The organism is Bradyrhizobium centrolobii (assembly GCF_001641635.1).
In the GTDB taxonomy this organism is placed as follows: domain Bacteria; phylum Pseudomonadota; class Alphaproteobacteria; order Rhizobiales; family Xanthobacteraceae; genus Bradyrhizobium; species Bradyrhizobium centrolobii.
In genome coordinates this window covers 24,912-44,753 of sequence record NZ_LUUB01000080.1, presented here as the reverse complement: position 1 = coordinate 44,753, position 19,842 = coordinate 24,912, and the positions used below count along the sequence as shown (strand labels likewise).

The following is a 19,842-nucleotide window of genomic DNA, read 5'->3' as shown; positions in this document are numbered from 1 at the left end:
CAGGAGACCTTCGTGACGCCCATCATGATCGCTGCCCTCGGATTGCTGATGGTCGCCACCGCCTTCCTGTCGGGGCTGTTCGGCATGGCGGGCGGGCTGATCCTGATCGGCGTGCTGCTCGCCTTGATGCCGCTGCCGACCGCGATGGTGCTGCATGCGATCACGCAGATGGCCTCGAACGGCTGGCGCGCCTTCCTGTGGCGCGCGCATATCCGCTGGCGGCCGGTGTTCGTCTATCTGATCGGCTGCGCGCTGGCGCTCGCGCTGTGGTCGATCACGCGCTACGTGCCGGACAAGCCGGTCGCGCTCTTGATGCTCGGCGTCACGCCGTTCATGGCGCGGATGATGCCGTCCGGCATCAAGCCCGATCCCGACAGCATCTGGCAGGGCGCATTCTATGGCTCGGTCTGCATGGGCCTGATGCTGATGACCGGCGTCTCCGGCCCGCTGATGGACACGTTCTTCCTGGGCGGCAAGTTCGGCCGCCGCGAGATCGTGGCAACGAAAGCGACCTGCCAGGTCGCGAGCCACTTCACCAAGCTGCTCTATTTCGGCGGCATCATCGATCAGGCCGCTTCGCTCGATCCGGTGCTGGCCGCGGTTGCCATCGCCGCCTCGATGCTCGGCACCAGCCTTGCCCGCCGCCTGCTGGAGGCGATGAGCGACCAGCAATACCGCGTCTGGGCGACACGGCTGATCACCACCATCGCCTGCTACTATATCGCCTATGGCAGCTGGCTCCTGGTCCGCACGCCTGTCATGGCGGCCTTCGATAAGGGAGGATTGCAATGAGCGAGACGGCCGATCCGCTGGTGCTCGACTTCGTCGAGTGGATCGCGCGCGAGCCGCGCGCCTATGCCGAAGTGGTCTCGACCTGGAAGACGTCCTGCCCGCGCCTCACCATCTGGGAAGACGCCGCCGACCTCGGCTATGTCGCGCGCGAGACGCTGCCCGGCATGGGCTTGATCATCGCGGTGACCGCGGCTGGCGAGAAGCTGCTACGCACCAACGGGCGGTGAGGGCCGCTTTCTTCGCCTCTCCCCGCCTGCGGGGAGAGGCCGGAATTTGCGAGAGCAAATTTCGGGTGAGGGCGAGCTTCCGCGAATTCGCTGTCATCGTTGGTGTCCCTGCTTCCCCGCAAGCCGCGGCCGGATGATCTCGACCATGCGCTCGGCCGAGGTGCCCGGCGGAAAGAAGCCGAGATATTTTCCGTCGCGGTCCATGAGATAGATGAAGGACGTGTGGTCGACGGTGTAGTCGCCGGCCTCCTTGCCAATCGCGACCTTCGCAAAATAGACCTTGTAGGCATCCGCCGCTTTCCGGATCGCATCTGGGTCGCCGGTCAGTCCGATCAGCCGCGGGTGAAACAGCGGCACGTATTCGGCAAGATGCTGGGCCGTGTCGCGTTCGGGATCGACGGTGATGAAGATCGGCTGCACCGCGTCTGCGTCCGGCCCGATCTGCTCGAGCGCCTGTCCGATCGCCATCAAGTCGGTCGGACAGACGTCGGGGCAATAGGTGAAGCCGAAATAGACCAGCATCAGCTGCCCGCGAAAATCGCGGTCGCTGCGCGGCTTGCCGGTGTGGTCGATGAGCTCGAACGGTCCGCCGACCGGCTCCCGATTCCACATCAGGATGTCCATGGTCTCCGCAGCCGAGCGCGCCTGCGCCGCTCCCGCGCAGGACAGCGCCAGCACCACGCACAGCCACGAGAGGGGACGCCGCATCAGAGCCCGAAGGTGAGGCGGCTGCCGGTCGTCGTCACCACCACCTTGCCGTCCATCTGCGCATTGGCCTCCTGTACGAAGTTGAGCCCGCTGCAATGCATGGGCACGACGACATCGGGATCGAGCGCCTTGATCTCGCTCACGACCTGCGCGAGGTAGTCCTTCGGCGCCGGCCCGAGATGGAAGCCGCCGACGATGGCATGCACCTTCTGGATGCCCGACACCTCCTGCGCCTGCTTCACCGAATTGACGATGCCGACATGTCCGCAGGACGAGATGACGACGAGGCCGAGATCGCGCACATTGAAGCAGGTGGCGTGCTCGTGGATGTGCTCGTCGGGAACGATCTTGCCCTCCATCTCGGCCGGCAAATAGTGGCCGACATTGCAGCCGAGCCCGTCCTTCATGCCGAACTCGACGAAGGTATTCGGCAGCACGCGCTCGCCGCTGCGGCGGGTGATCTTGCCGGTGGTGAAGGCATGGTCCGCGATCACGGTCGGCGTCTCGCACAGCACGGTCGTCACCTTCTGCGCGGCAAGCTGCCGGCGGTCGAGCGTGCCGAAGTCACTGAACTGCCCCTGCGTCGGCGTCGGATTGAGGCGATGGCAGAAATTGTCCTCGCCGCCCGCATAGAGCTTGACGTCCGCCGGCAGCTTGTCGCGAAACTTGTCGAGGAAGCCGTTCAGCCCGCCGAAATGATCATAATGGCCGTGGCTGACGATGAGCGCGTCAAGCTTGGCCGGATCGACGCCGATCAGCGCCATGTTGTTGAGCAGCACCTCCGGCGTGTAGCCGTAGTCGAGCATCAGCGTGCGCTGGCTGCCGCCGCCTTCCGACTCCAGCCAAAGCGACAAGCCCCATTCATTGTGAAGCGATTTGCGGAAGTCGCCGCCGCGCGCGGCCGGTGCGATGGAGACGCCGTTGATCTGCTTGGGACGGAAGAACAGGTCGAAGCTCGAGTCCACCAGCACGCGGACCGAGAGCTTGTCGACGGTCGGAACCGCGATCGGCGCTGCGCTCGCGATCTCGACACAGGTGAAGGCATTCGTGGCCGCCGCGCCGGCAAGCGCCACTGAGCCCAGAAGAAAATCGCGCCGTGGAATGGCCCTGGTCATTGCAATTCTCCCGTATGGGATGTTCGAAATGCCGCGAGCTTAGGTCCGATCCGGAGTCGGCTCAACGCACGGCAATCTCCGCGAAATCAGTTTCGCGCGAGTGTGATCGCCCGGGGTGATTGACAGGCCGGCGCGACGGTGCGAATTTCATGCAACTGCATGTTTATCGCCCGCGCCCTCGAGCGGCGCCAATCAGAAGCCGGGAGCCCCAGCCATGATCGATCTGCACTACTGGACCACGCCGAACGGCCACAAGATCACGATGTTCCTCGAAGAGACCGGGCTGAAATACAAGATCATCCCGGTCAACATCGGCAAGGGTGAGCAGTTCAAGCCGGAGTTCCTGGCGGTCGCGCCCAACAACCGCATCCCCGCGATCGTCGATCACGCGCCGAAAGGCGGGACGAAGCCGCTGTCGATCTTCGAATCCGGCGCCATCCTGCTGTACCTCGCCGAGAAGACCGGAAAATTCCTGCCGACCGACATTTACGCGCGTTACGACGTGATCCAGTGGACGTTCTGGCAGATGGGCGGCCTCGGGCCGATGGCGGGCCAGAACCACCACTTCCGCAACTACGCGCAGGACAAGATTCCGTATGCGATCGACCGCTACGTCAACGAGACCAACCGTCTCTATGGCGTGCTCAACAAGCGCCTCGCCGACCGCGAATTCGTCGCCGGCGACTACTCGATCGCCGACATGGCGTCCTATCCCTGGGTGGTGGGCTATCAGAACCAGGGCCAGAACCTCGATGACTTCCCGCATCTGAAGCGGTGGCTCGAAACCATCCGCGCGCGCCCTGCCACCGAGCGGGCCTATGCGCTCGCCAAGGACGTCAACCCGAATTTCGGCAAGCCTGCGATCCGCACCGAGGAGGAGCGCAAGATCCTGTTCGGCCAGACCGCGTCGGTGGTGCGATAGGGGCAGCCGTCATCATCCGCGAAAGCGGATGATCCAGTATTCCAGAGACGGCGGTGGGGTGCGGAGAGGCCGCAGCAGCGTACTGGATGCCCCGCTTTCGCGGGGCATGACAGCGGAAGTTGCTGCGAGTACCTCTCGCACATCGTCATTGCGAGCGCCAGCGAAGCAATCCAGAATGCTTCCGCGGCGATAGTCTGGATTGCTTCGCTTCGCTCGCAATGACGGAGCTCCGGGAAGAGGCCTTCCATGTCACTCAAGCTGTTCGAACTCGTCGGCACCGATGCCGCTCGCCCCTTCAGCCCGTACTGCTGGCGCACGCGCCTCGCGCTCGCGCACAAGGGGCTGTCGGCGGAATCGCTGCCCTGGCGTTTCACCGAGAAGAGCGCGATCGCGCCGCACGGTTCGGAAAAGGTCCCGGTGCTGCTGCATCATGACAAGCCGGTGGTCGAGTCCTGGACGATCGCGAACTATCTCGAAGACAACTTTCCGGACCGCCCGTCGCTGTTCGGCGGCGAGGGCGGCCGCGCCATGGCGCGCATGCTCAATGCATGGGGCGACATCGCCATCGTCGGCGGCATCTTTCCGCTGATCATCGCCGACATCCCCAAAAACCTCGCTGAGGCCGATGCCGCCTATTTCCGCAAGTCGCGCGAGGCACGCTTCGGCGGCAAGGCGCTGGAAGAGATCATGGCAAGCCGCGACACCGGCGTGGTGGCATTCCGGAAATCGCTGGAGGTCATGCGGCAGACCTTGAAGAAGCAGCCCTATATCGGCGGCGACGCGCCGAACTATGCCGACTACATCGTGTTCGGCGGCTTCCAATGGGCCCGCGTCACCAGCCCGTTCAAGCTGCTCGAGACCGATGATCCCGTGTACGCCTGGCGCGAACAACTGCTGGACGCCTTCGACGGCATGGCGCGGAAGTCGCCGGGGTATCCAGTGTAGCTGGCGGAGGGCCGCAACGATGTCGTTGCGCGCGTGCACGGTCTCACCACAACGTCGTCCTGGCGAACGCCAGGACCCATACCGCGTGATCCCTCGGGTTGCGGTTGGTCGTCGTACCGAACGACGAGTCTTCGCCAAACATCTGCCTGGGGTAATGGATCCTGGCGTTCGCCAGGACGACACTGGAGGATGTGGCGGCGTGCTCGCGTCTCGCGGGCGGTAGTGCGGCTTATTTCGCTGCGCTCGCAGCCTCCGCCGCCTTCCGCAAACACTCCCTGCACAAACAATCCTCGCCCTCGACCGGCATCGGCAGTCGGGCCGTCTCCTCCACGCACCAGCAGGTGCCCGACAGGTCGCAGCCGAACTCGGTGCCGCAGCGGGCACAGGCGAGGCGGCGCGCAGGCGGAGCCTGCAACGGAAATTCTTTCGGATTTGTCATCATTCGCGCCGAAGCTTTGCCGTCATTTTCATGTCGGGTTCATCTCCCGCCGCGGTATATTAGGCGCGGCGCAGCCGCCCGCAAAGCGCCTGGCAATGCGCGGAGGACAAATCGATGGCCCGCGATTCGCAAGCCGCCCTCGTTGCACTCAACCGGTTCGGCTTCGGTGCGCGGGGCGGTGCCTCCGGCGATCTCATCAATGCGGCCTCCGATCCGCGCGGCTTCGTGAAGGCGGAACTCGGCCGGCCCAACGGCGTGCTGCTGGAAGCGCCGGGCCTGCAATCGACGCCGCAGCTTGGGCAGGCGGTGTTTGCGTATCAGGACCAGGTCAAGCAGGCGCGCGAGGCCGCGAAGGCGGCGGCACCCACTGAGGCGCCGCCGCAGGCGCCGGCCGATCAGAAGCCGGACACCAAGCTGCGTCGCAATCTGTCGCTGAACGCCGTGATGACCGATATCGCCGGCCAGATGGCCGACGCGAAGCCGGCGGACAACATGGCGAAGCCCGACACCATGCAACCGAACGCGGCCACGCCGCCTGCTGCAAAGCCCGCGCCGCAGCCGCTCAACGTCATCCAGAAAACCTTTCGCGCCGAGGCGCTGGCGCGATTGCAGCGCGCGACGCTGGTCGAGTGCGGCTTCACCGAGCGGCTCGTGGTGTTCTGGTCCAACCATTTCTGCATCTCTGCCAATAAGGGCGAGCTGGCACGGATGTGGGCCGGCGCGTTCGAGCGCGAGGCGGTCCGCCCGCATGTGCTCGGGCGCTTTGCCGACATGCTGAAGGCGGTCGAGCAGCATCCGGCGATGCTGTTCTTCCTCGACAACCAGCAATCGCTCGGACCGGATTCGCGCGCGGGCCAGAATCGCAAGCGCGGGCTGAACGAGAACCTCGCGCGCGAGATCATGGAGCTGCATACGCTCGGCGTCGGCGGCGGCTACACTCAGGAAGATGTCACCTCGCTCGCGCGCATCATCACCGGCTGGACCTTTGCCGGCCGGCAGGGGCAACTTGGGGTGCCCGGCTCCTTCGTGTTCAACACCAATGCGCACCAGCCCGGGCCGCAGGTGCTGCTCGGCAAGACCTATGCGCCGACCGGCCTCGCGCAGGGGGAGGCCGCGCTCGCCGACATCGCGCGCCATCCTTCGACCGCCAACTTCATCGCCACCAAATTCGTCCGCCACTTCGTCGCGGACGATCCGCCGGCAGTCCTGGTCGCGCGGTTGCGCGACGTCTTCGTCAGGACCGACGGCGATCTCAGGGCGCTTGCGACCGCGCTGGTCGATTCCGACGAGGCCTGGAAGGCACCGCTGACCAAGATGCGCTCGCCTTACGATTTCCTGGTCGCGAGCGGACGTCTGCTCGCGCGCGTGCCGGAGGATCCCAGCGCCTATCTCAACAATCTGAATCTGCTCGGCCAGCCGCTGTGGTCGCCGGCCGGACCCAACGGCTTCCCCGACACCAGCGCCGCTTGGGCCGCGCCGGAAGGCATGAAGCTCAGGCTCGACATCGCGGCGCAGATGGGCGCGCGGCTCGGCAACAATATCGATCCGCTCGATCTCCTGGAGTTCGCCGCGGCCGATGCGGCCTCCATCGAAACGCGGCGGACCGTCGAGCGCGCGGAATCGCGCCAGCAGGCGCTGGCGCTGCTGCTGATGTCTCCGGAAATGCAGAGGAGATGATGATGGATTGCGTCGAGAACCGGCTCATCACGTCGCGCCGCGGCCTCTTGCTCGGCGGCGCGTCCTTCGCGGCCTGGGCTTACCTGCCGAAATTCGCGCGCGCGGCGGACGGGCGCGATCCGCGGCTGATCGTGGTGATCCTGCGCGGCGCGCTCGATGGGCTCTCGACCGTCGCGCCGATCGGCGATCCTGATTACGCCGGCCTGCACGGCTCGATCGCGCTCACGGCGGATGGTGCGCATCCCGCGATCATGCTCGACACATTCTTCGCGCTGCATCCGGCGATGCCGGAATTCGCCCGCATGTATCGCGACATGCACGCCGCGGTGATCCACGCCGTCGCAACGCCCTATCGCGATCGGTCGCATTTCGACGGCCAGGACGTGCTCGAAAGCGGCTATGCCGGCCCGGGCCGCGTGCAGTCCGGCTGGCTCAACCGCGCGCTGGAAGCGCTGCCGCGTGGCGAGCGGGTGTCGAGCGGCCTTGCGGTCGGTCCGACCACGCCGCTGGTGCTGCGTGGCGCCGCGCCGACGGTCGGCTGGGCGCCGGTCGCGCTGCCGCAGGCCGACGACGACACCGCGATGCGGCTCGTCGATCTCTATCGCCACCGCGACCCCGCGCTGGCCTCAGCCCTGTCGCAGGGCCTCCAGCTCGAAAAGGCGGCGAGCGGAGACGACATGAAGCCGAAACCGGGCAATGCGGCCATGCAGATGCGGCAGGTGGCGCGTGGCGCCGCCAAGCTGATGGGCGCCGACGATGGCCCGCGCATCGCGGCACTTGCCTTCGACGGCTGGGACACGCACGCCAATGAAGGCGGTCCGGTCGGTCGTCTCGCTTTCCTGCTCGGCGGACTCGACGGTGCGCTTGCCGAGTTCGAAAGCGGCCTCGGTGATCGCTGGCGCGACACCGTCGTCGTGGTCGCCACCGAGTTCGGCCGCACCGCGCGCATCAATGGCACCGACGGCACCGATCACGGCACCGGCACCATCGCACTGCTCGCCGGCGGCGCCGTAAAAGGCGGCCGCGTCATCTCCGATTGGCCCGGCCTCAAGCTCGCCAATCTCTACGAAGGCCGCGACCTCAAGCCCACCACCGATTTACGTTCGGTGATCAAGGGTGTGCTGCAAGGCCAGTTCGGCCTGTCCGACCGCGTGCTGGCGGAGACGGTGTTTCCCGACAGCGCGGCAGCGCGGCCGATGAAGGGGCTGGTTGCCTAGCCAACACTGTCATTCCGGGGCGCGCGTCAGCGCGAACCCGGAATCCATTCCTCCGCGGAGCGATGGATTCCGGGTCTGCGCCTTGCGGCGCATCCCGGAATGACGAAATAATTGGCCGAACATCAGGAGACTATCCGCATGTACATCGCCATGAATCGCTTCCGTGTCGCCAAGGGCTCGGAGGCTGCGTTCGAGCAGGTTTGGCTCACGCGCGACACCCACCTCGACAAGGTGCCGGGCTTCATCGAGTTTCATCTGCTGAGGGGACCGGAGCTCGAGGACCACACGCTCTACGCCTCGCACACGGTGTGGGCGAACCACGCGGCGTTCGAGGCCTGGACCAAATCCGAGGCGTTTCGGGCGGCGCATCAGCGGGCCGGCGACAACAAGCCGCTTTATCTTGGCCATCCGCAGTTCGAAGGCTTTGAAGTGATGCAGACGGTGGGACGCGGCGCGAAGTAGCGCCGCGTCGCGAACATCAGCCCTTGGTGATCTCGTCGATCTCGGCAAGATCCTCGGCGCTGAGCTGCCAGGCGATCGCCTTGACGTTCTCCTCGACCTGCTCGACGCGGGTGGCGCCTGCGATCACACTCGACACCTGCGGGCGCGCCGCGAGCCAGGAGAAGGCGAGCTCGAGCATGGTGTGGCCGCGCGCCTTGGCAAAGGCCTGGAGCTTTTCGACCATGTCCTCGTTGCGCGGCGTGACGTAGCGGTCGCGCAGCGCCGGCGCCTTGGCAAAGCGCGTGTCGGCGGGCGCTGCGGCGCCGCGCTGATATTTACCGGTGAGCAGGCCGCTTGCGAGCGGGAAGAACGGCAACAGGCCCAGTCTGTATTCCTGCGCAGCCGGCAACAGGTCCTTCTCGATGTCGCGGACCACGAGGCTGTACTCGTCCTGGCACGAGACGAAACGGCTGACATTCATCGCGCGCGCGGTGAACTCGGCTTCCGCGATGCGCCAGGCCGGGAAGTTGGAATTGCCGATGTAGCGAACCTTGCCCTGACGGATGAGATCGTCGAGCGCGCGCAGCGTCTCTTCCATCGGCGTCAAGGGGTCGTAATCATGCTGCTGGTAGAGATCGATGTAATCGGTCTTGAGCCGCGTCAGGCTCGCCTCGACCGCGCTCATGATGTAGCGGCGCGAGGCGCCCTGCTTGGTGCCGTCGGCCGCCATTGGCTTGGAATATTTGGTGGCGAGCACGATATCCTTGCGGCGATCGCCGAGCACGATGCCGAGCACCGTCTCCGAGCCGCCCATGCCGGCATAGATGTCGGCGGTGTCGAACAGCGTGATGCCGAGATCGAGCGCGCGGTGGATCACCTTGCGCGAGGTCTCCAGATCCGTGCGCTGGCCGAAATTGTTGCAGCCAAGCCCGACCGCAGACACGCGCAGGCCGGAGGCGCCGAGATTACGAATTTCCATCGGAGATCCTGTCAGAGGGAAGCGGCGGCGGCATTGTGACCCGCCGTGCGCCGCACCGGCAAGGCGACGAATGCGGTGCTGCCATGCCGACAAGAGAATTGCAGGCAAAAAAACGCGGCCCCTGTCAGACGCGGCGACTGACGGGGACCGCTTTGGGGCGCTTGATCGGTGACGGGGGGCCTGATCAGACGCAGGCCAAACCTAGTCCTCTACTGTTACGTGCAGGTGACAGGCAAAGTTATCCACAGGGGCTTCGGGGCCGCCGGGGATCAGAACAGTTTGCGGTAGACGATGAAACCGGAGCGCTCGGCGACCTTGTCGTAGAGGCTCTGCGCCGTGAGGTTGGTCTCATGCGTCTGCCAATAGACGCGCGGCGAACCTGCGAGCTTTGCCCGCTCATAGACACCGTAAATCAGCGCCGACGCGACGCCCTTGCCGCGCGCGGCTTCAAGCGTGAACAGGTCCTGCAAATAGCAGGACGGCTCGATCGCGGTCGTGCTGCGGTGGAACAGATAGTGCGTCAGCCCGAGCAGCCGGCCATCGCTCTCGGCCACCAGCGCATGCACCGGCTCGTAGGCGTCGAAGAAGCGCTGCCACGTCACGCGCGTGATCTCGGGCGCGAGCGCGGTCGGGCCGGAGCGGCCATAGAAGGTGTTGTAGCCGTCCCACAGCGGCAGCCATTGATCGTAATCCTGCCGCGTGACGGAGCGAATGGTGAGCGACATGTCGAAATCCCGCGATCTCAAAGGAGGAGAGGTGCGAAGCCTCGGTGACATCCCTTCATACGTGATGATGGGCGCGCCGATCAATCGCGCTCGCGCTACTCGGCGACGTGCAAGTACCGGGTCAGCTTGCGGCTTGAGGGATCGCGCAGCGAGCGGTAGTAGTCTGCACGCTCCGGCGTATCAGTGTGGCGCACGAGGTCGGTCACCGGCGTGTAGCTCAGCATGCGTCCGCCATCGGGCAGTGCGGTACAGACGAAGCGCAGCACCTCGCCATTGGCGAGATTGATGTTGATCGGCGTGGCATCGCCGATCCGCACCATCTCCATTCGCTGTGCGATGAAGGCGCTCAGTTCGTCCTCCGGCAGTTCGAACGCGCCGGTGTCGCGGCCATGATACATCAGCGCGATGAAGGGCGGCTTGCCGTCCGCCTTCGCATCGGGCAGCGCAAAATAGTCGCGGAAGGCGCCGTTGATGAACTCGGCGCGCGTCTCGGCGTCGAGCAGCACGATGCCGATATCGATCTGGTCGAGCGCCGCCGACAGGCGGGCTGCGGTGGCGTGGTTGCGGCGCTCGGCGGCGACTGTGTCGGTGAGGCGCTCGCGCATCAGCCCGGTGATGGCGGCGGTGCCGGCGGCTGTCATCGCCAGCAGGCCGAGCCGGACCAGGTCGATCACGGTGTAGCCGGGAACGGCGCGGTGACTAAGAAAGAGCAGCGCCGCGCCGATCACTGCAATGGCCGCGCTGGTCATGGCGGAGGCGAAGCCCGACAGCGAGCCGGCAACGGCCACGATGCAGACGAACAGTGGCGCGGGCGAGGGGACTGGAAAGGATCGATCGAGCAGGATCGTCAGCAGCGCAATCGCTGCCGTCACTGCCGGACCGGAGATCGCACGCCATCCGAACCGCATGGCTCTGTCTCGCTCCTCCCCGAACGGGGTGAGGTCGTCAGACTGACCGATCGTCGAGAAAATGCGATGCGATTTCGTGTGTAGCGCTTAAGGCCGGCTTGCGAGGGAGCGCAAAGCTTTCGGATGATTTAAGCCAAGTGCGCCGTGCATCACGCGTGATTGCGAATGAGGTGCGCGGGCGCGTTCAGCGTCGAGGTCCCGGTGGACTTGCGCGTGCCGGCAAAAATCAGGAGCGACGCCGCGACCAGGATGGCCGCGGTCAGGGTAATGGCAACGAGTATCACCGGTGACTTCATCGATGTCCTGTCGCGATGCCGATCGGCGCGGGTGCTCACAGGGCGCCTTGAAGGCTGGTCCAGGATGAGACGGGAATCAGACCGGAAGACCCATCGCCATGGTCGCCTTGGTCGACAGCGCCGTGAGGGTGACGATCAGGCAGAGCGACAATGCCGCGATCGCGAGCGAGGCCGCCACCGCGCCGGTCAACCGGGAAGAGGCGGCGATGACGGGGCGGCCCTGAAAGCCGGCCGTGCCGGACGCCCGAATCATGGGTCTAAATCCTTCAGCGTGCGAGCGAATCACCCGCGACGCCGAACAATTTCACGGTTTCAACCGGCAATATTGCGGCGGCTGCCGCGCCGAAGATGGCGGGATTGCGGCAATGGTTAACGTTATGCCCGCTATTCGTTGAGACGGCTTTGGCCGTCAGGCGCCCGCCGCGATGCTGGCGGGGNGTCGATATCGGCTGGCCGCCAGTCCATCGTTACGAAGCCGGGCGTCTCCTCGACCCGCTTCAGCCAGTCCCGGACCGCCGGGAAGGTCGAGAGGTCGAAGTCGCAGCGCTCGGCGACGTGGGTGTAGCCGTAGAGCGCGATGTCGGCGACGGTGAGCTGGCGCGCGGCGAAATAGGCGTTGGTCTTGAGGTGATTTTCCATCACCTGGAGTGCGCCATAGCCGCGCTCCATCCAGTCTTCCAACGCGTGCGTCTGCAGGTCGCGACCGCCCTTGACCAGCGACAGCCAGAAATAGGCCGCGCCGAGGTTGGGCTCGAGCGCGTGCTGCTCGAAGAACATCCATTGCAGCGCCTCGGCGCGATCGATGCGGTTCTCCGGCGCGAGCGGCGTGCCGACGGCGACATACCAGAGAATGGCGTTGGACTCAGCGAGGTAGCGGTTGTCGCCGACCTCGAGCAGCGGCACCTGTCCGGACGGATTCTTCGCCAGAAACTCCGGCGTGCGGCTCTCGCCGCGCAGAATGTCCACCTCGATCGCTTCGTAGGGCACGTTCAACAGCGCCAGCGCAAGGCGGACCTTGTAGCTGTTGCCGGAGCGTTGCATCGAATAGAGCTTGTACATTCTGAGGATTCGATTCCGAGGGATAATAAGTTGCGGAGCTTGTTCCCCCGCAACGCGGCTAAACAATGATGCCGTTGCGAATCCGCCGCAAGGCCCGGCCAATAGAAAAACTCGAAAACCCTACCGCACTGCAACGCCACGGAAAATCATTTCCGCGCGACGAGGCAAATCGGATCACGCTTGCGTCAACATGCGCAGGCATTATTCCACGCGATCGTGCACGAGGCAGGGTAATCGCATACGACGCGAGCGTTTGGTGCGCTGAAGCTTCCGCATCGTCATTGCCGGGCATAGCTGTCTGAAGGACAGCGTCGCTTCCGCTCGCGTGTCTCCCGACATCCACGCGCCCCCGTGGCTCAACGAACGTGGATGCCCGGGACCTCCTGCAAGCTGGCATACGCGATCACCCTGCTGTTCGACGTCAGGTCGGCGTCAGTGTCGTGGCCGTCGGGAGGCGTGGAATTGCTCCGAGGACAGGCCTTGCCGGATATGAGGGATTCCCGCAGCAAAGTTGCGGAATATTGCGTCGAACCGAGGCTCGTAACGCCCGGATTCGTAAACTTTTTCGAGATCGGGCCGAAGTTTCTTGCGGTGCAGCGGCGCACGTTTTAGGGTGGCGCATTCCCACAATCAGAGTCGTGAGGCCCTATGGCTCACGACGCTCGCCAGGAGATGATGATGTCCTTCCTTGCCGCTGCGCTCGACCGTGTGAAGCCGTCCGCGACCATCGCGGTCACGGATAAAGCACGCGCGCTGAAAGCGGCGGGCCGCAATGTCATCGGCCTTGGCGCCGGCGAGCCCGACTTCGACACGCCCGCCAACATCAAGCTGGCGGCGATCCGCGCCATCGAAGCCGGCAAGACCAAGTACACCGCGGTCGACGGCATCCCCGAGCTAAAGGAAGCGATCGTCGCGAAATTCCAGCGCGAGAACGGCATCAGCTACAAGCCGAACCAGGTGATCGTCGGCACCGGCGGCAAGCAGGTACTCTACAACGCGCTGATGGCGACCATCAATCCGGGCGATGAGGTGATCATCCCCGCGCCCTACTGGGTCAGCTATCCCGAGATGGTGGCGCTCGCCGGCGGTGAGCCGGTGCCGGTGGTGTGCACCGCCGCGACCGGCTTCAAGCTCCAGGCCGAGGCGCTCGAGCGCGCGATCACGCCGAAGACCAAATGGGTCATCCTGTGTTCGCCGTCGAACCCGACCGGCGCGGCCTATACCAAGTCCGAACTGAAGGCGCTCACCGACGTGCTGGTCAAGCATCCGCAGGTCTGGGTGATGACCGACGACATGTACGAGCACCTCGTCTACGACGACTTCCAGTTCACCACCGTCGCGCAGGTCGAGCCGAAGCTTTACGACCGCACGCTGACCGTGAACGGCGTCTCGAAGGCGTACTGCATGACCGGCTGGCGCATCGGCTATGCCGGCGGTCCGGCGCAGCTCATCAAGGCGATGGCGACCATCCAGTCGCAGTCGACCTCGAACCCGTGCTCGATCGCGCAGTGGGCGTCGGTGGAGGCGCTGAACGGTCCACAGGACTTCATCCCCGCCAACAACAAGGTGTTCAAGGAGCGCCGCGACCTCGTCGTCTCCATGCTCAACCAGGCGAACGGCATCGAGTGCCCGCGGCCGGAAGGTGCGTTCTACGTCTACCCGTCCTGCGCCGGCACGATCGGCAAGACCGCGCCGTCCGGCAACATCATCTCCAACGACGAGCAGTTCGTCACCGAGTTGCTGGAGACCGAGGGCGTCGCCGTGGTGCAAGGCTCGGCCTTCGGCCTCGGCCCGGCCTTCCGCATCTCCTATGCGACCAAGACCTCGGATCTCGAAGATGCCTGCAAGCGGATCCAGCGCTTCTGCGGCAATCTGCGATAAGCTCGCAGTAACGATGCGAGATGAAAGGGCCCGCTCGCTGCGGGCCCTTTTTCTTTGGGACGCGCGCGATCTGGCACCAGTGGAACTATTGTGGCATAGAACGTCGCGCGCGGCGGGTATCGCGCCGTTCATGCTCGCATCACATCATAGCCGGAGACATTTCATGCGCCGCTCATTCCTCCTCGCCGGGCTCACTGTCGCGAGCCTCGCTGCCTCCGTCGTGGGCGCCAGCGCGCAGCAGCAGCGGATGGTGCGGGTCGGCGTGCTCGAATGCCGCGGCGGCGCCAGCATCGGCTTCGTGGTGGGGTCGGTGACCAATCTCGGCTGCGTCCTGCGCGCCGACGGCGTGCCCGATGACCGTTACGTTGCGACCATCCAAAAGGTGGGCCTCGATATCGGCATCACCCAGGAGACGGCGCTCGCCTGGGGCGTGTTCGCGCCGGTCGACCGGCTCGGTCCCGGCGATCTCTCGGGCAACTATGCGGGCGCGCAGGGCAGCGCGTCGATCGGCGTCGGCTTAGGGGGCAATGTGCTGGTCGGCGGCTCCAACAATTCGATCGCGCTCCAGCCCCTCGGCGTGCAGGGTCAGGTCGGCCTCAACGTCGCGGCCGGCCTCGAGAGCCTGGAGCTCCGCCCGGGCCGTTGATGCGCGGCCAAGTGTAGAGTCAGCGCCAGCTCCGTCCACCTCTTCCCGCCGGGGAGAGGTGGAACACCTCTGGGGCAACAGGCCGTACCTGATCTCATCAGGCGCCAAGGCTTGATCCAACTGACGACGCAGCGCAGCGAAGTTTGATGCTTGCCAAACCTTGAGGACGGGCAGAGCATCGCCGATTGCCGACCCAATCACGGGCCGAGCTCCACATGAAGGAGGCGGCGAATGGGACAAGACGTCAGAAGTCCCCGAGGTCCACGGTGCATCGCGCTGGTGGGCCCTTTCCAAAGCGGTAAAACCACTCTTCTTGAAGCAATCCTGGCGCGAACGGGCGCAATCCCGCGCGCCGGCAGCGTCGACGCCGGAACCTCCGTCGGCGACGCCAGTCCCGAGGCCCGTCATCACAAGATGACCGTTGGCCTGACCGCCGCCACCACGAGTTTCATGGGTGACAGCTACACCTTCCTCGATTGTCCCGGTTCCGTCGAATTCGCCCACGACATGCGCGCCGCGCTGCCCGCGGTCGATGCCGCGGTCGTGGTCTGCGAGGCCGACGAGAAGAAGCTGCCGCAGCTTCAGATCATCCTGCGCGAGCTGGAGGAGCTGAAGATCCCGCGTTTCCTCTTCCTCAACAAGATCGACCGCGCCAACAAGCGCATCCGCGAGACGCTCGCAACGCTCCAACCCGCCTCCCGCGTGCCGCTGGTGCTGCGTCAGATTCCGATCTGGAATGGCGAACTGATCGAAGGCTTCGTCGATCTCGCGCTGGAGCGCGCGTTCGTCTATCGCGAGCACAAGGCGTCCGAGGTAGTCGCGCTCGAAGGCGGCGATCTCGATCGCGAGAAGGAGGCCCGCTTCTCGATGCTGGAGAAGCTCGCCGATCACGACGATGCGCTGATGGAGCAGTTGCTCGAGGATATCCAGCCGCCGCGCGATGCCGTGTTCGACGATCTCGCCCGCGAATTGCGCGAAGGGCTCATTTGTCCCGTGCTGCTAGGTGCCGCCGCGCGCGAGAATGGTGTGCTGCGCCTGATGAAGGCGCTGCGCCATGAGGCGCCCGGCATCGCCGAGACTGCGAAGCGTCTCGGTGCGTCGGAAGCCAAGGATGCGCTCGGCTACGTCTTCAAGACCCTGCACTCCCAGCACGGCGGCAAGCTGTCGCTGACACGGCTTATCGCCGGCCATCTCGATGACGGTGCGACGCTGCAGTCCTCCTCCGGAGGGGCGGGCCGCATCGCCGGCATTCTCGCCGTCAACGGCGCCTACGACTCCAAGCGCCCGTCGGCGGAAGCCGGCGACACGGTGGCGCTCGGTAAGCTCGATCCGATCAAGACCGGCGACATGGTCTCGAGCGGAAAGACCCAGCCGACGGCGCTGGTCGTCGCAGAGCCGACGCCGCCGGTGCTCGGGATGTCGATTGCGGCGAGCGATCGCAAGGACGACGTCAAGCTCGGCCAGGCGCTGGCCCGGCTGCACGAGGAGGATCCCTCGCTCGTCATCGTGCAGAACGCCCAGACCCACGACACCGTGCTGTGGGGGCAGGGCGAGATGCATCTGCGCGTCGAGGTCGAGCGGCTGCGTGACCGCTTCGGCGTCAACGTGAAGTCGCACCCGCCCGCGATCGGCTATCAGGAGACCATCCGCAAGCCGATCACCCAGCGCGGCCGCCACAAGAAGCAGTCCGGCGGCCACGGGCAGTTCGGCGACGTCGTGCTCGATATCAGGCCGTTGCAGCGCGGCGACGGCTTCAAATTCGCCGAGAAGGTGGTCGGCGGCGCCGTGCCGCGCAACTACATCCCGGCGGTGGAAGAAGGCGTCGTCGACGGGCTGACGCGCGGCCCGCTCGGCTTCCCCGTCACCGACGTGCAGGTGACGCTCACCGACGGCTCCTTTCACAGCGTCGACTCCTCCGACCTCGCCTTCCGCACGGCGGCGCGGATCGGGCTCAGCGAAGGCCTGCCGCAATGCCAGCCGGTACTGCTGGAGCCGATCCACATGGTCGAGATCGTCTGCCCGACGGACGCAACCGCCAAGATCAACGCGATCCTGTCGGCGCGGCGCGGGCAGATCCTCGGTTTCGACACCCGCGATGGCTGGAGTGGCTGGGACTGCGTCCGCGCCATGATGCCGGAAGCCGAGATCGGTGAGCTGATCGTGGAACTGCGTTCGGCCACCGCCGGCGCCGGCAGCTTCACCCGTCAGTTCGACCACATGGCCGAGGTGACCGGGCGTGCCGCCGACCAGATCATCGCCGCGCATCGCGACGCGGCGTGAGACCTGCCGCAGTCGGCCTCATGCGCCAGCAGGCGCTATGGAGCCGCATTCGTATTGCCCTCCAGTTCGACTCTCGCGGTAAGGGACGCACCACTCTTTCACTCCCTCTCCCGTCCTTACGGGGAGAGGGAGGGGGGAGGGCCGCTTCCGGGAGTTCGAGGTGGAATGCGCTCGATGCAGTTGTCTCACGAGTCGGATAGACATTCCGTCGTGGCAACGGAATGCTCTGCCCCTCACCCGGATCGCTGACGCGACATAGCCGAAGTTTCACTTCGGCGTTCTTCAGGACGACCGCCGAAGGCGGTCTATGGCTCTCCCGCGGAAGAGCGGGGAGAGGTGGAGCGGCGCTTGCGTTTGGTCATGGATGATGTATTTTACATCATTGTAAATATATAAAGCATCAATTATAAGCTCCAATACGTGAGGCCAAGGTGATCACGTCATTCCAGATGCGGGCAGCCCGCGCGTTGCTCGGCATTGACCAGAGGACCTTGGCGGAACTCGCCGGCGTTTCGCTGCCGACCATCCAGCGGATGGAAGCCAGCACCGGCAACGTTCGTGGCGTGGTCGAGACCTTGATCAAGGTGGTCGAGGCGTTCGAGCGGGCCGGCGTCGAACTGATCGGTGAGCATGCACGCAGCGACAGCGGTGGGCGTGGCGTTCGCCTCAGGGAGCCGGGACCGCCACGCCGGGTTGGAGCATGATCCGGCAATGATCGTGCTCGGGGGCAATTGAACTAGCGCACCGTTGCGCCGAGACAACGCGGCCGCACGATGCACCGGAGCATTGTGGGGCATGAGCATCACCAGCGAGCGCGCAGCGCTGCATCAGTTTCGTCAGCCGACCTTCACCGAACTCTACCTGCCGAAGCTCGTCACGGTCTGGCGCGAGGGCTATGGCCTAGCGGATTTCCGCGCCGATCTGTTCGCGGGCCTCACGGTTGCGATCGTGGCGCTGCCGCTGTCGATGGCGATCGCGATCGCCTCCGGCGTGACGCCGGACCGCGGCCTCTACACTGCCGTTGTCGGCGGCTTCATCGTGTCGCTTCTCGGCGGCAGCCGCTTCCAGATCGGCGGACCGGCCGGCGCATTCATCGTGCTGGTCGCGGTGACCGCGGAGCGGCACGGCGTCGACGGCGTGATCCTCGCCACCATGATGGCGGGGCTGTTCCTGATCGCCGCGGGCTTCCTGCGGATCGGCACCTACATCAAGTTCATTCCCTATCCGGTGACGGTCGGCTTCACGGCCGGAATCGCCGTCATCATCTTCGCAAGCCAGCTTCGCGATCTCGGCGGGATCACGCTGTCGGCAAAGGAGCCCAGCGAGTTCATTCCAAAACTCGTCGCGCTGGCCGGGGGCCTGCACACCGTCAATCCGTCCGCCGTCGCGATTGCAGCCCTCAGCATTCTCGTCATCGCCGCGCTGCGACGCTGGCGGCCGTCCTGGCCGGGCATCCTGATCGCGGTCGTGCTTGCGGCGGTCGTGACCTCTGCGCTGTCGCTGCCGGTCGAAACCATCGGCACACGTTTCGGCGGGATTCCGCGTGAACTGCCGTCGCCAGCGCTGCCGGTGTTTTCGCTGGAGAAGGCGAAGGCGGTGCTGCCGGATGCGATCGCCTTCGCGCTGCTCGCCGCAATCGAGTCGCTGCTTTCGGCCGTGGTCGCCGACGGCATGACCGGACGTCGCCACCGCTCCAATTGCGAGCTGGTCGCGCAGGGCGTCGCCAATATCGGCTCGGCGCTGTTCGGCGGCATCTGCGTCACCGGCCTGATCGCGCGCACCGCCACCAATATCCGCGCCGGCGCAATGGGCCCGCTCGCGGGCATGCTGCATTCCGTCTTCCTCTTGCTGTTCATGCTGGTCGCAGCGCCGCTCGCAAGCTACATCCCGCTGGCCGCGCTCGCCGCCGTGCTCGTGGTGGTGGCCTGGACCATGGCGGAGAAGCAGGAGTTCGCGACGCTGCTGCGCTCCTCGTGGGGCGACGCCGTCGTGCTGCTCGCGACCTTCCTGCTCACGGTCTTCCGCGACCTCACCGAAGGCATCCTGGTCGGCTTCGCGCTCGGTGCGGTGCTGTTCATCCACCGCATGGCGGAAATGACCGGGATCGAGGAGCGCTCGCCGCTGGTCGTCGCCGACCGCCCCGACGACGGAAATGGCGAGCGCGTACCTTATGATCCCGCGCTGGCGGTTGATCGTGACGTGCTGGTTTATCGCATCACGGGGGCGTTCTTCTTCGGCGCCGCCTCCGCAATCGGCAGCGTGCTCGACGGCGTTACTGACGGGCGCAAGGCTTTCGTCGTCGATTTTGCCGCGGTCCCGTTCCTGGACTCCACCGCGGCGAACGTCTTGGGGCGCGTCGCTGCCAAGGCTCACCGCCAAGGCATCAGGCTGTTCGTCACCGGAGCCTCGCCCGCGGTCCGCCGCGCGTTGCTTACCCATGGCGTGTCTCCTCCGCGCGCGCGTTACCGCGCGACGATCGAGCGCGCGGTTGCCGACATCAAGGGCGCCCCGGCTGCGAGCGTGTCCGTGGCCGATGATGCCGGCTAGCGGCGCATCCTTCTCAAGCCGGCGGATTTGATCGACAC

Annotated in this window: 21 protein-coding genes; 12 read left to right on the top strand and 9 right to left on the bottom strand. The window is 65.5% G+C overall.

From position 1 onward, the window contains the following. Nucleotides 1-12 precede the first annotated feature (12 nt). Together AYJ54_RS29000 and AYJ54_RS28995 are read left to right on the top strand one after the other, a co-directional pair. Nucleotides 13-792: a sulfite exporter TauE/SafE family protein gene (locus tag AYJ54_RS29000; RefSeq protein ID WP_063704374.1), complete on the top strand. Its 780-nt coding sequence runs from the start codon at nucleotides 13-15 to the stop codon at nucleotides 790-792. Continuing rightward, nucleotides 789-1,019, top strand: coding sequence for a hypothetical protein (locus AYJ54_RS28995; RefSeq protein WP_063704373.1), 231 nt, complete (start codon nucleotides 789-791; stop codon nucleotides 1,017-1,019). Before AYJ54_RS29000 ends, AYJ54_RS28995 begins: the two co-directional genes overlap by 4 nt. A gap of 93 nt (nucleotides 1,020-1,112) precedes the next feature. On the opposite strand, the gene AYJ54_RS28990 is transcribed toward AYJ54_RS28995, so the two are convergent. Then, on the bottom strand, nucleotides 1,113-1,727 hold the full coding sequence (locus AYJ54_RS28990) for an SCO family protein (RefSeq protein WP_063704371.1): 615 nt from the start codon (nucleotides 1,725-1,727) through the stop codon (nucleotides 1,113-1,115). Further along, the gene (locus AYJ54_RS28985) at nucleotides 1,727-2,842 is read right to left on the bottom strand and encodes an MBL fold metallo-hydrolase (RefSeq protein ID WP_063704369.1); all 1,116 of its coding nucleotides are present in this window, start codon (nucleotides 2,840-2,842) and stop codon (nucleotides 1,727-1,729) included. Before AYJ54_RS28985 ends, AYJ54_RS28990 begins: the two co-directional genes overlap by 1 nt. A gap of 214 nt (nucleotides 2,843-3,056) precedes the next feature. On the opposite strand from AYJ54_RS28985, the gene AYJ54_RS28980 reads away from it, so the two are divergent. Together AYJ54_RS28980 and AYJ54_RS28975 are read left to right on the top strand one after the other, a co-directional pair. Beyond that, the gene (locus AYJ54_RS28980) at nucleotides 3,057-3,764 is read left to right on the top strand and encodes a glutathione binding-like protein (protein WP_063704367.1); all 708 of its coding nucleotides are present in this window, start codon (nucleotides 3,057-3,059) and stop codon (nucleotides 3,762-3,764) included. A 246-nt stretch (nucleotides 3,765-4,010) separates the two neighbouring features. Then, complete coding sequence (locus AYJ54_RS28975) at nucleotides 4,011-4,709, top strand: glutathione S-transferase family protein (protein WP_063704366.1); 699 nt, start codon at nucleotides 4,011-4,013, stop codon at nucleotides 4,707-4,709. Between the two features lie 229 nt (nucleotides 4,710-4,938). Here AYJ54_RS28975 and AYJ54_RS52855 read toward each other — a convergent pair whose 3' ends face one another. Further along, nucleotides 4,939-5,148 carry a cysteine-rich CWC family protein gene (locus AYJ54_RS52855; protein WP_063704854.1) on the bottom strand — a complete coding sequence of 70 codons (210 nt, stop codon included), beginning with the start codon at nucleotides 5,146-5,148 and terminating at the stop codon, nucleotides 4,939-4,941. 114 nt (nucleotides 5,149-5,262) lie between these two features. On the opposite strand from AYJ54_RS52855, the gene AYJ54_RS28965 reads away from it, so the two are divergent. From AYJ54_RS28965 to hmuQ, 3 genes are all read left to right on the top strand, one after another. Further along, complete coding sequence (locus AYJ54_RS28965; protein WP_063704364.1) at nucleotides 5,263-6,825, top strand: DUF1800 domain-containing protein; 1,563 nt, start codon at nucleotides 5,263-5,265, stop codon at nucleotides 6,823-6,825. Further along, the gene (locus AYJ54_RS28960; RefSeq protein ID WP_063704852.1) at nucleotides 6,825-8,042 is read left to right on the top strand and encodes a DUF1501 domain-containing protein; all 1,218 of its coding nucleotides are present in this window, start codon (nucleotides 6,825-6,827) and stop codon (nucleotides 8,040-8,042) included. Before AYJ54_RS28965 ends, AYJ54_RS28960 begins: the two co-directional genes overlap by 1 nt. A gap of 138 nt (nucleotides 8,043-8,180) precedes the next feature. Beyond that, the gene (gene hmuQ, locus AYJ54_RS28955) at nucleotides 8,181-8,504 is read left to right on the top strand and encodes a heme-degrading protein HmuQ (protein WP_063704362.1); all 324 of its coding nucleotides are present in this window, start codon (nucleotides 8,181-8,183) and stop codon (nucleotides 8,502-8,504) included. A gap of 16 nt (nucleotides 8,505-8,520) precedes the next feature. Here hmuQ and AYJ54_RS28950 read toward each other — a convergent pair whose 3' ends face one another. The 6 genes from AYJ54_RS28950 to AYJ54_RS28930 form a co-directional block, all read right to left on the bottom strand. After that, a complete protein-coding gene (locus AYJ54_RS28950) occupies nucleotides 8,521-9,462 on the bottom strand; it encodes an aldo/keto reductase (protein ID WP_063704360.1) in 942 nt (313 codons plus the stop codon). A 269-nt stretch (nucleotides 9,463-9,731) separates the two neighbouring features. Beyond that, entirely contained in the window at nucleotides 9,732-10,187 is a 456-nt protein-coding gene (locus AYJ54_RS28945; RefSeq protein WP_063704358.1) for a GNAT family N-acetyltransferase, read from the bottom strand. A gap of 95 nt (nucleotides 10,188-10,282) precedes the next feature. Continuing rightward, entirely contained in the window at nucleotides 10,283-11,095 is an 813-nt protein-coding gene (locus tag AYJ54_RS28940; RefSeq protein WP_063704356.1) for a PAS-domain containing protein, read from the bottom strand. Between the two features lie 149 nt (nucleotides 11,096-11,244). Further along, complete coding sequence (locus AYJ54_RS51485) at nucleotides 11,245-11,391, bottom strand: hypothetical protein (RefSeq protein ID WP_201724277.1); 147 nt, start codon at nucleotides 11,389-11,391, stop codon at nucleotides 11,245-11,247. 76 nt (nucleotides 11,392-11,467) lie between these two features. After that, on the bottom strand, nucleotides 11,468-11,644 hold the full coding sequence (locus AYJ54_RS51480) for a hypothetical protein (RefSeq protein WP_201724276.1): 177 nt from the start codon (nucleotides 11,642-11,644) through the stop codon (nucleotides 11,468-11,470). 185 nt (nucleotides 11,645-11,829) lie between these two features. Continuing rightward, a partial coding sequence (locus tag AYJ54_RS28930) for a glutathione S-transferase family protein (protein ID WP_136624034.1) occupies nucleotides 11,830-12,450 on the bottom strand: 621 nt, incomplete at its 3' end. 678 nt (nucleotides 12,451-13,128) lie between these two features. Here AYJ54_RS28930 and AYJ54_RS28920 point away from each other — a divergent pair. The 5 genes from AYJ54_RS28920 (at nucleotide 13,129) to AYJ54_RS28900 (ending at nucleotide 19,804) form a co-directional block, all read left to right on the top strand. Next, nucleotides 13,129-14,331 carry a pyridoxal phosphate-dependent aminotransferase gene (locus AYJ54_RS28920; RefSeq protein WP_063704850.1) on the top strand — a complete coding sequence of 401 codons (1,203 nt, stop codon included), beginning with the start codon at nucleotides 13,129-13,131 and terminating at the stop codon, nucleotides 14,329-14,331. 163 nt (nucleotides 14,332-14,494) lie between these two features. Further along, complete coding sequence (locus AYJ54_RS28915; protein WP_063704349.1) at nucleotides 14,495-14,977, top strand: DUF992 domain-containing protein; 483 nt, start codon at nucleotides 14,495-14,497, stop codon at nucleotides 14,975-14,977. A gap of 231 nt (nucleotides 14,978-15,208) precedes the next feature. Further along, entirely contained in the window at nucleotides 15,209-17,257 is a 2,049-nt protein-coding gene (locus AYJ54_RS28910) for an elongation factor G (RefSeq protein WP_063704347.1), read from the top strand. A 431-nt stretch (nucleotides 17,258-17,688) separates the two neighbouring features. Then, nucleotides 17,689-17,961: a helix-turn-helix domain-containing protein gene (locus AYJ54_RS28905; RefSeq protein ID WP_063704346.1), complete on the top strand. Its 273-nt coding sequence runs from the start codon at nucleotides 17,689-17,691 to the stop codon at nucleotides 17,959-17,961. Between the two features lie 91 nt (nucleotides 17,962-18,052). Beyond that, the gene (locus tag AYJ54_RS28900) at nucleotides 18,053-19,804 is read left to right on the top strand and encodes a SulP family inorganic anion transporter (RefSeq protein ID WP_063704344.1); all 1,752 of its coding nucleotides are present in this window, start codon (nucleotides 18,053-18,055) and stop codon (nucleotides 19,802-19,804) included. The last annotated feature ends 38 nt before the right edge of the window (nucleotides 19,805-19,842 follow it).

Excerpts from the sequence above, each read along its gene's own strand:
- AYJ54_RS28915 (WP_063704349.1), top strand. The coding sequence starts at position 14,495 with ATGCGCCGCTCATTCCTCCTCGCCGGGCTCACTGTCGCGAGCCTCGCT.
- AYJ54_RS28920 (WP_063704850.1), top strand. The coding sequence starts at position 13,129 with ATGTCCTTCCTTGCCGCTGCGCTCGACCGTGTGAAGCCGTCCGCGACC.
- AYJ54_RS28950 (WP_063704360.1), bottom strand. The coding sequence starts at position 9,462 with ATGGAAATTCGTAATCTCGGCGCCTCCGGCCTGCGCGTGTCTGCGGTC.
- AYJ54_RS28945 (WP_063704358.1), bottom strand. The coding sequence starts at position 10,187 with ATGTCGCTCACCATTCGCTCCGTCACGCGGCAGGATTACGATCAATGG.
- AYJ54_RS28975 (WP_063704366.1), top strand. The coding sequence starts at position 4,011 with ATGTCACTCAAGCTGTTCGAACTCGTCGGCACCGATGCCGCTCGCCCC.
- AYJ54_RS28980 (WP_063704367.1), top strand. The coding sequence starts at position 3,057 with ATGATCGATCTGCACTACTGGACCACGCCGAACGGCCACAAGATCACG.
- AYJ54_RS28910 (WP_063704347.1), top strand. The coding sequence starts at position 15,209 with ATGGGACAAGACGTCAGAAGTCCCCGAGGTCCACGGTGCATCGCGCTG.
- AYJ54_RS28990 (WP_063704371.1), bottom strand. The coding sequence starts at position 1,727 with ATGCGGCGTCCCCTCTCGTGGCTGTGCGTGGTGCTGGCGCTGTCCTGC.
- AYJ54_RS28900 (WP_063704344.1), top strand. The coding sequence starts at position 18,053 with ATGAGCATCACCAGCGAGCGCGCAGCGCTGCATCAGTTTCGTCAGCCG.
- AYJ54_RS52855 (WP_063704854.1), bottom strand. The coding sequence starts at position 5,148 with ATGACAAATCCGAAAGAATTTCCGTTGCAGGCTCCGCCTGCGCGCCGC.
- AYJ54_RS51485 (WP_201724277.1), bottom strand. The coding sequence starts at position 11,391 with ATGAAGTCACCGGTGATACTCGTTGCCATTACCCTGACCGCGGCCATC.
- AYJ54_RS28965 (WP_063704364.1), top strand. The coding sequence starts at position 5,263 with ATGGCCCGCGATTCGCAAGCCGCCCTCGTTGCACTCAACCGGTTCGGC.
- AYJ54_RS28985 (WP_063704369.1), bottom strand. The coding sequence starts at position 2,842 with ATGACCAGGGCCATTCCACGGCGCGATTTTCTTCTGGGCTCAGTGGCG.
- AYJ54_RS28960 (WP_063704852.1), top strand. The coding sequence starts at position 6,825 with ATGATGGATTGCGTCGAGAACCGGCTCATCACGTCGCGCCGCGGCCTC.
- hmuQ (WP_063704362.1), top strand. The coding sequence starts at position 8,181 with ATGTACATCGCCATGAATCGCTTCCGTGTCGCCAAGGGCTCGGAGGCT.
- AYJ54_RS28940 (WP_063704356.1), bottom strand. The coding sequence starts at position 11,095 with ATGCGGTTCGGATGGCGTGCGATCTCCGGTCCGGCAGTGACGGCAGCG.
- AYJ54_RS51480 (WP_201724276.1), bottom strand. The coding sequence starts at position 11,644 with ATGATTCGGGCGTCCGGCACGGCCGGCTTTCAGGGCCGCCCCGTCATC.
- AYJ54_RS28995 (WP_063704373.1), top strand. The coding sequence starts at position 789 with ATGAGCGAGACGGCCGATCCGCTGGTGCTCGACTTCGTCGAGTGGATC.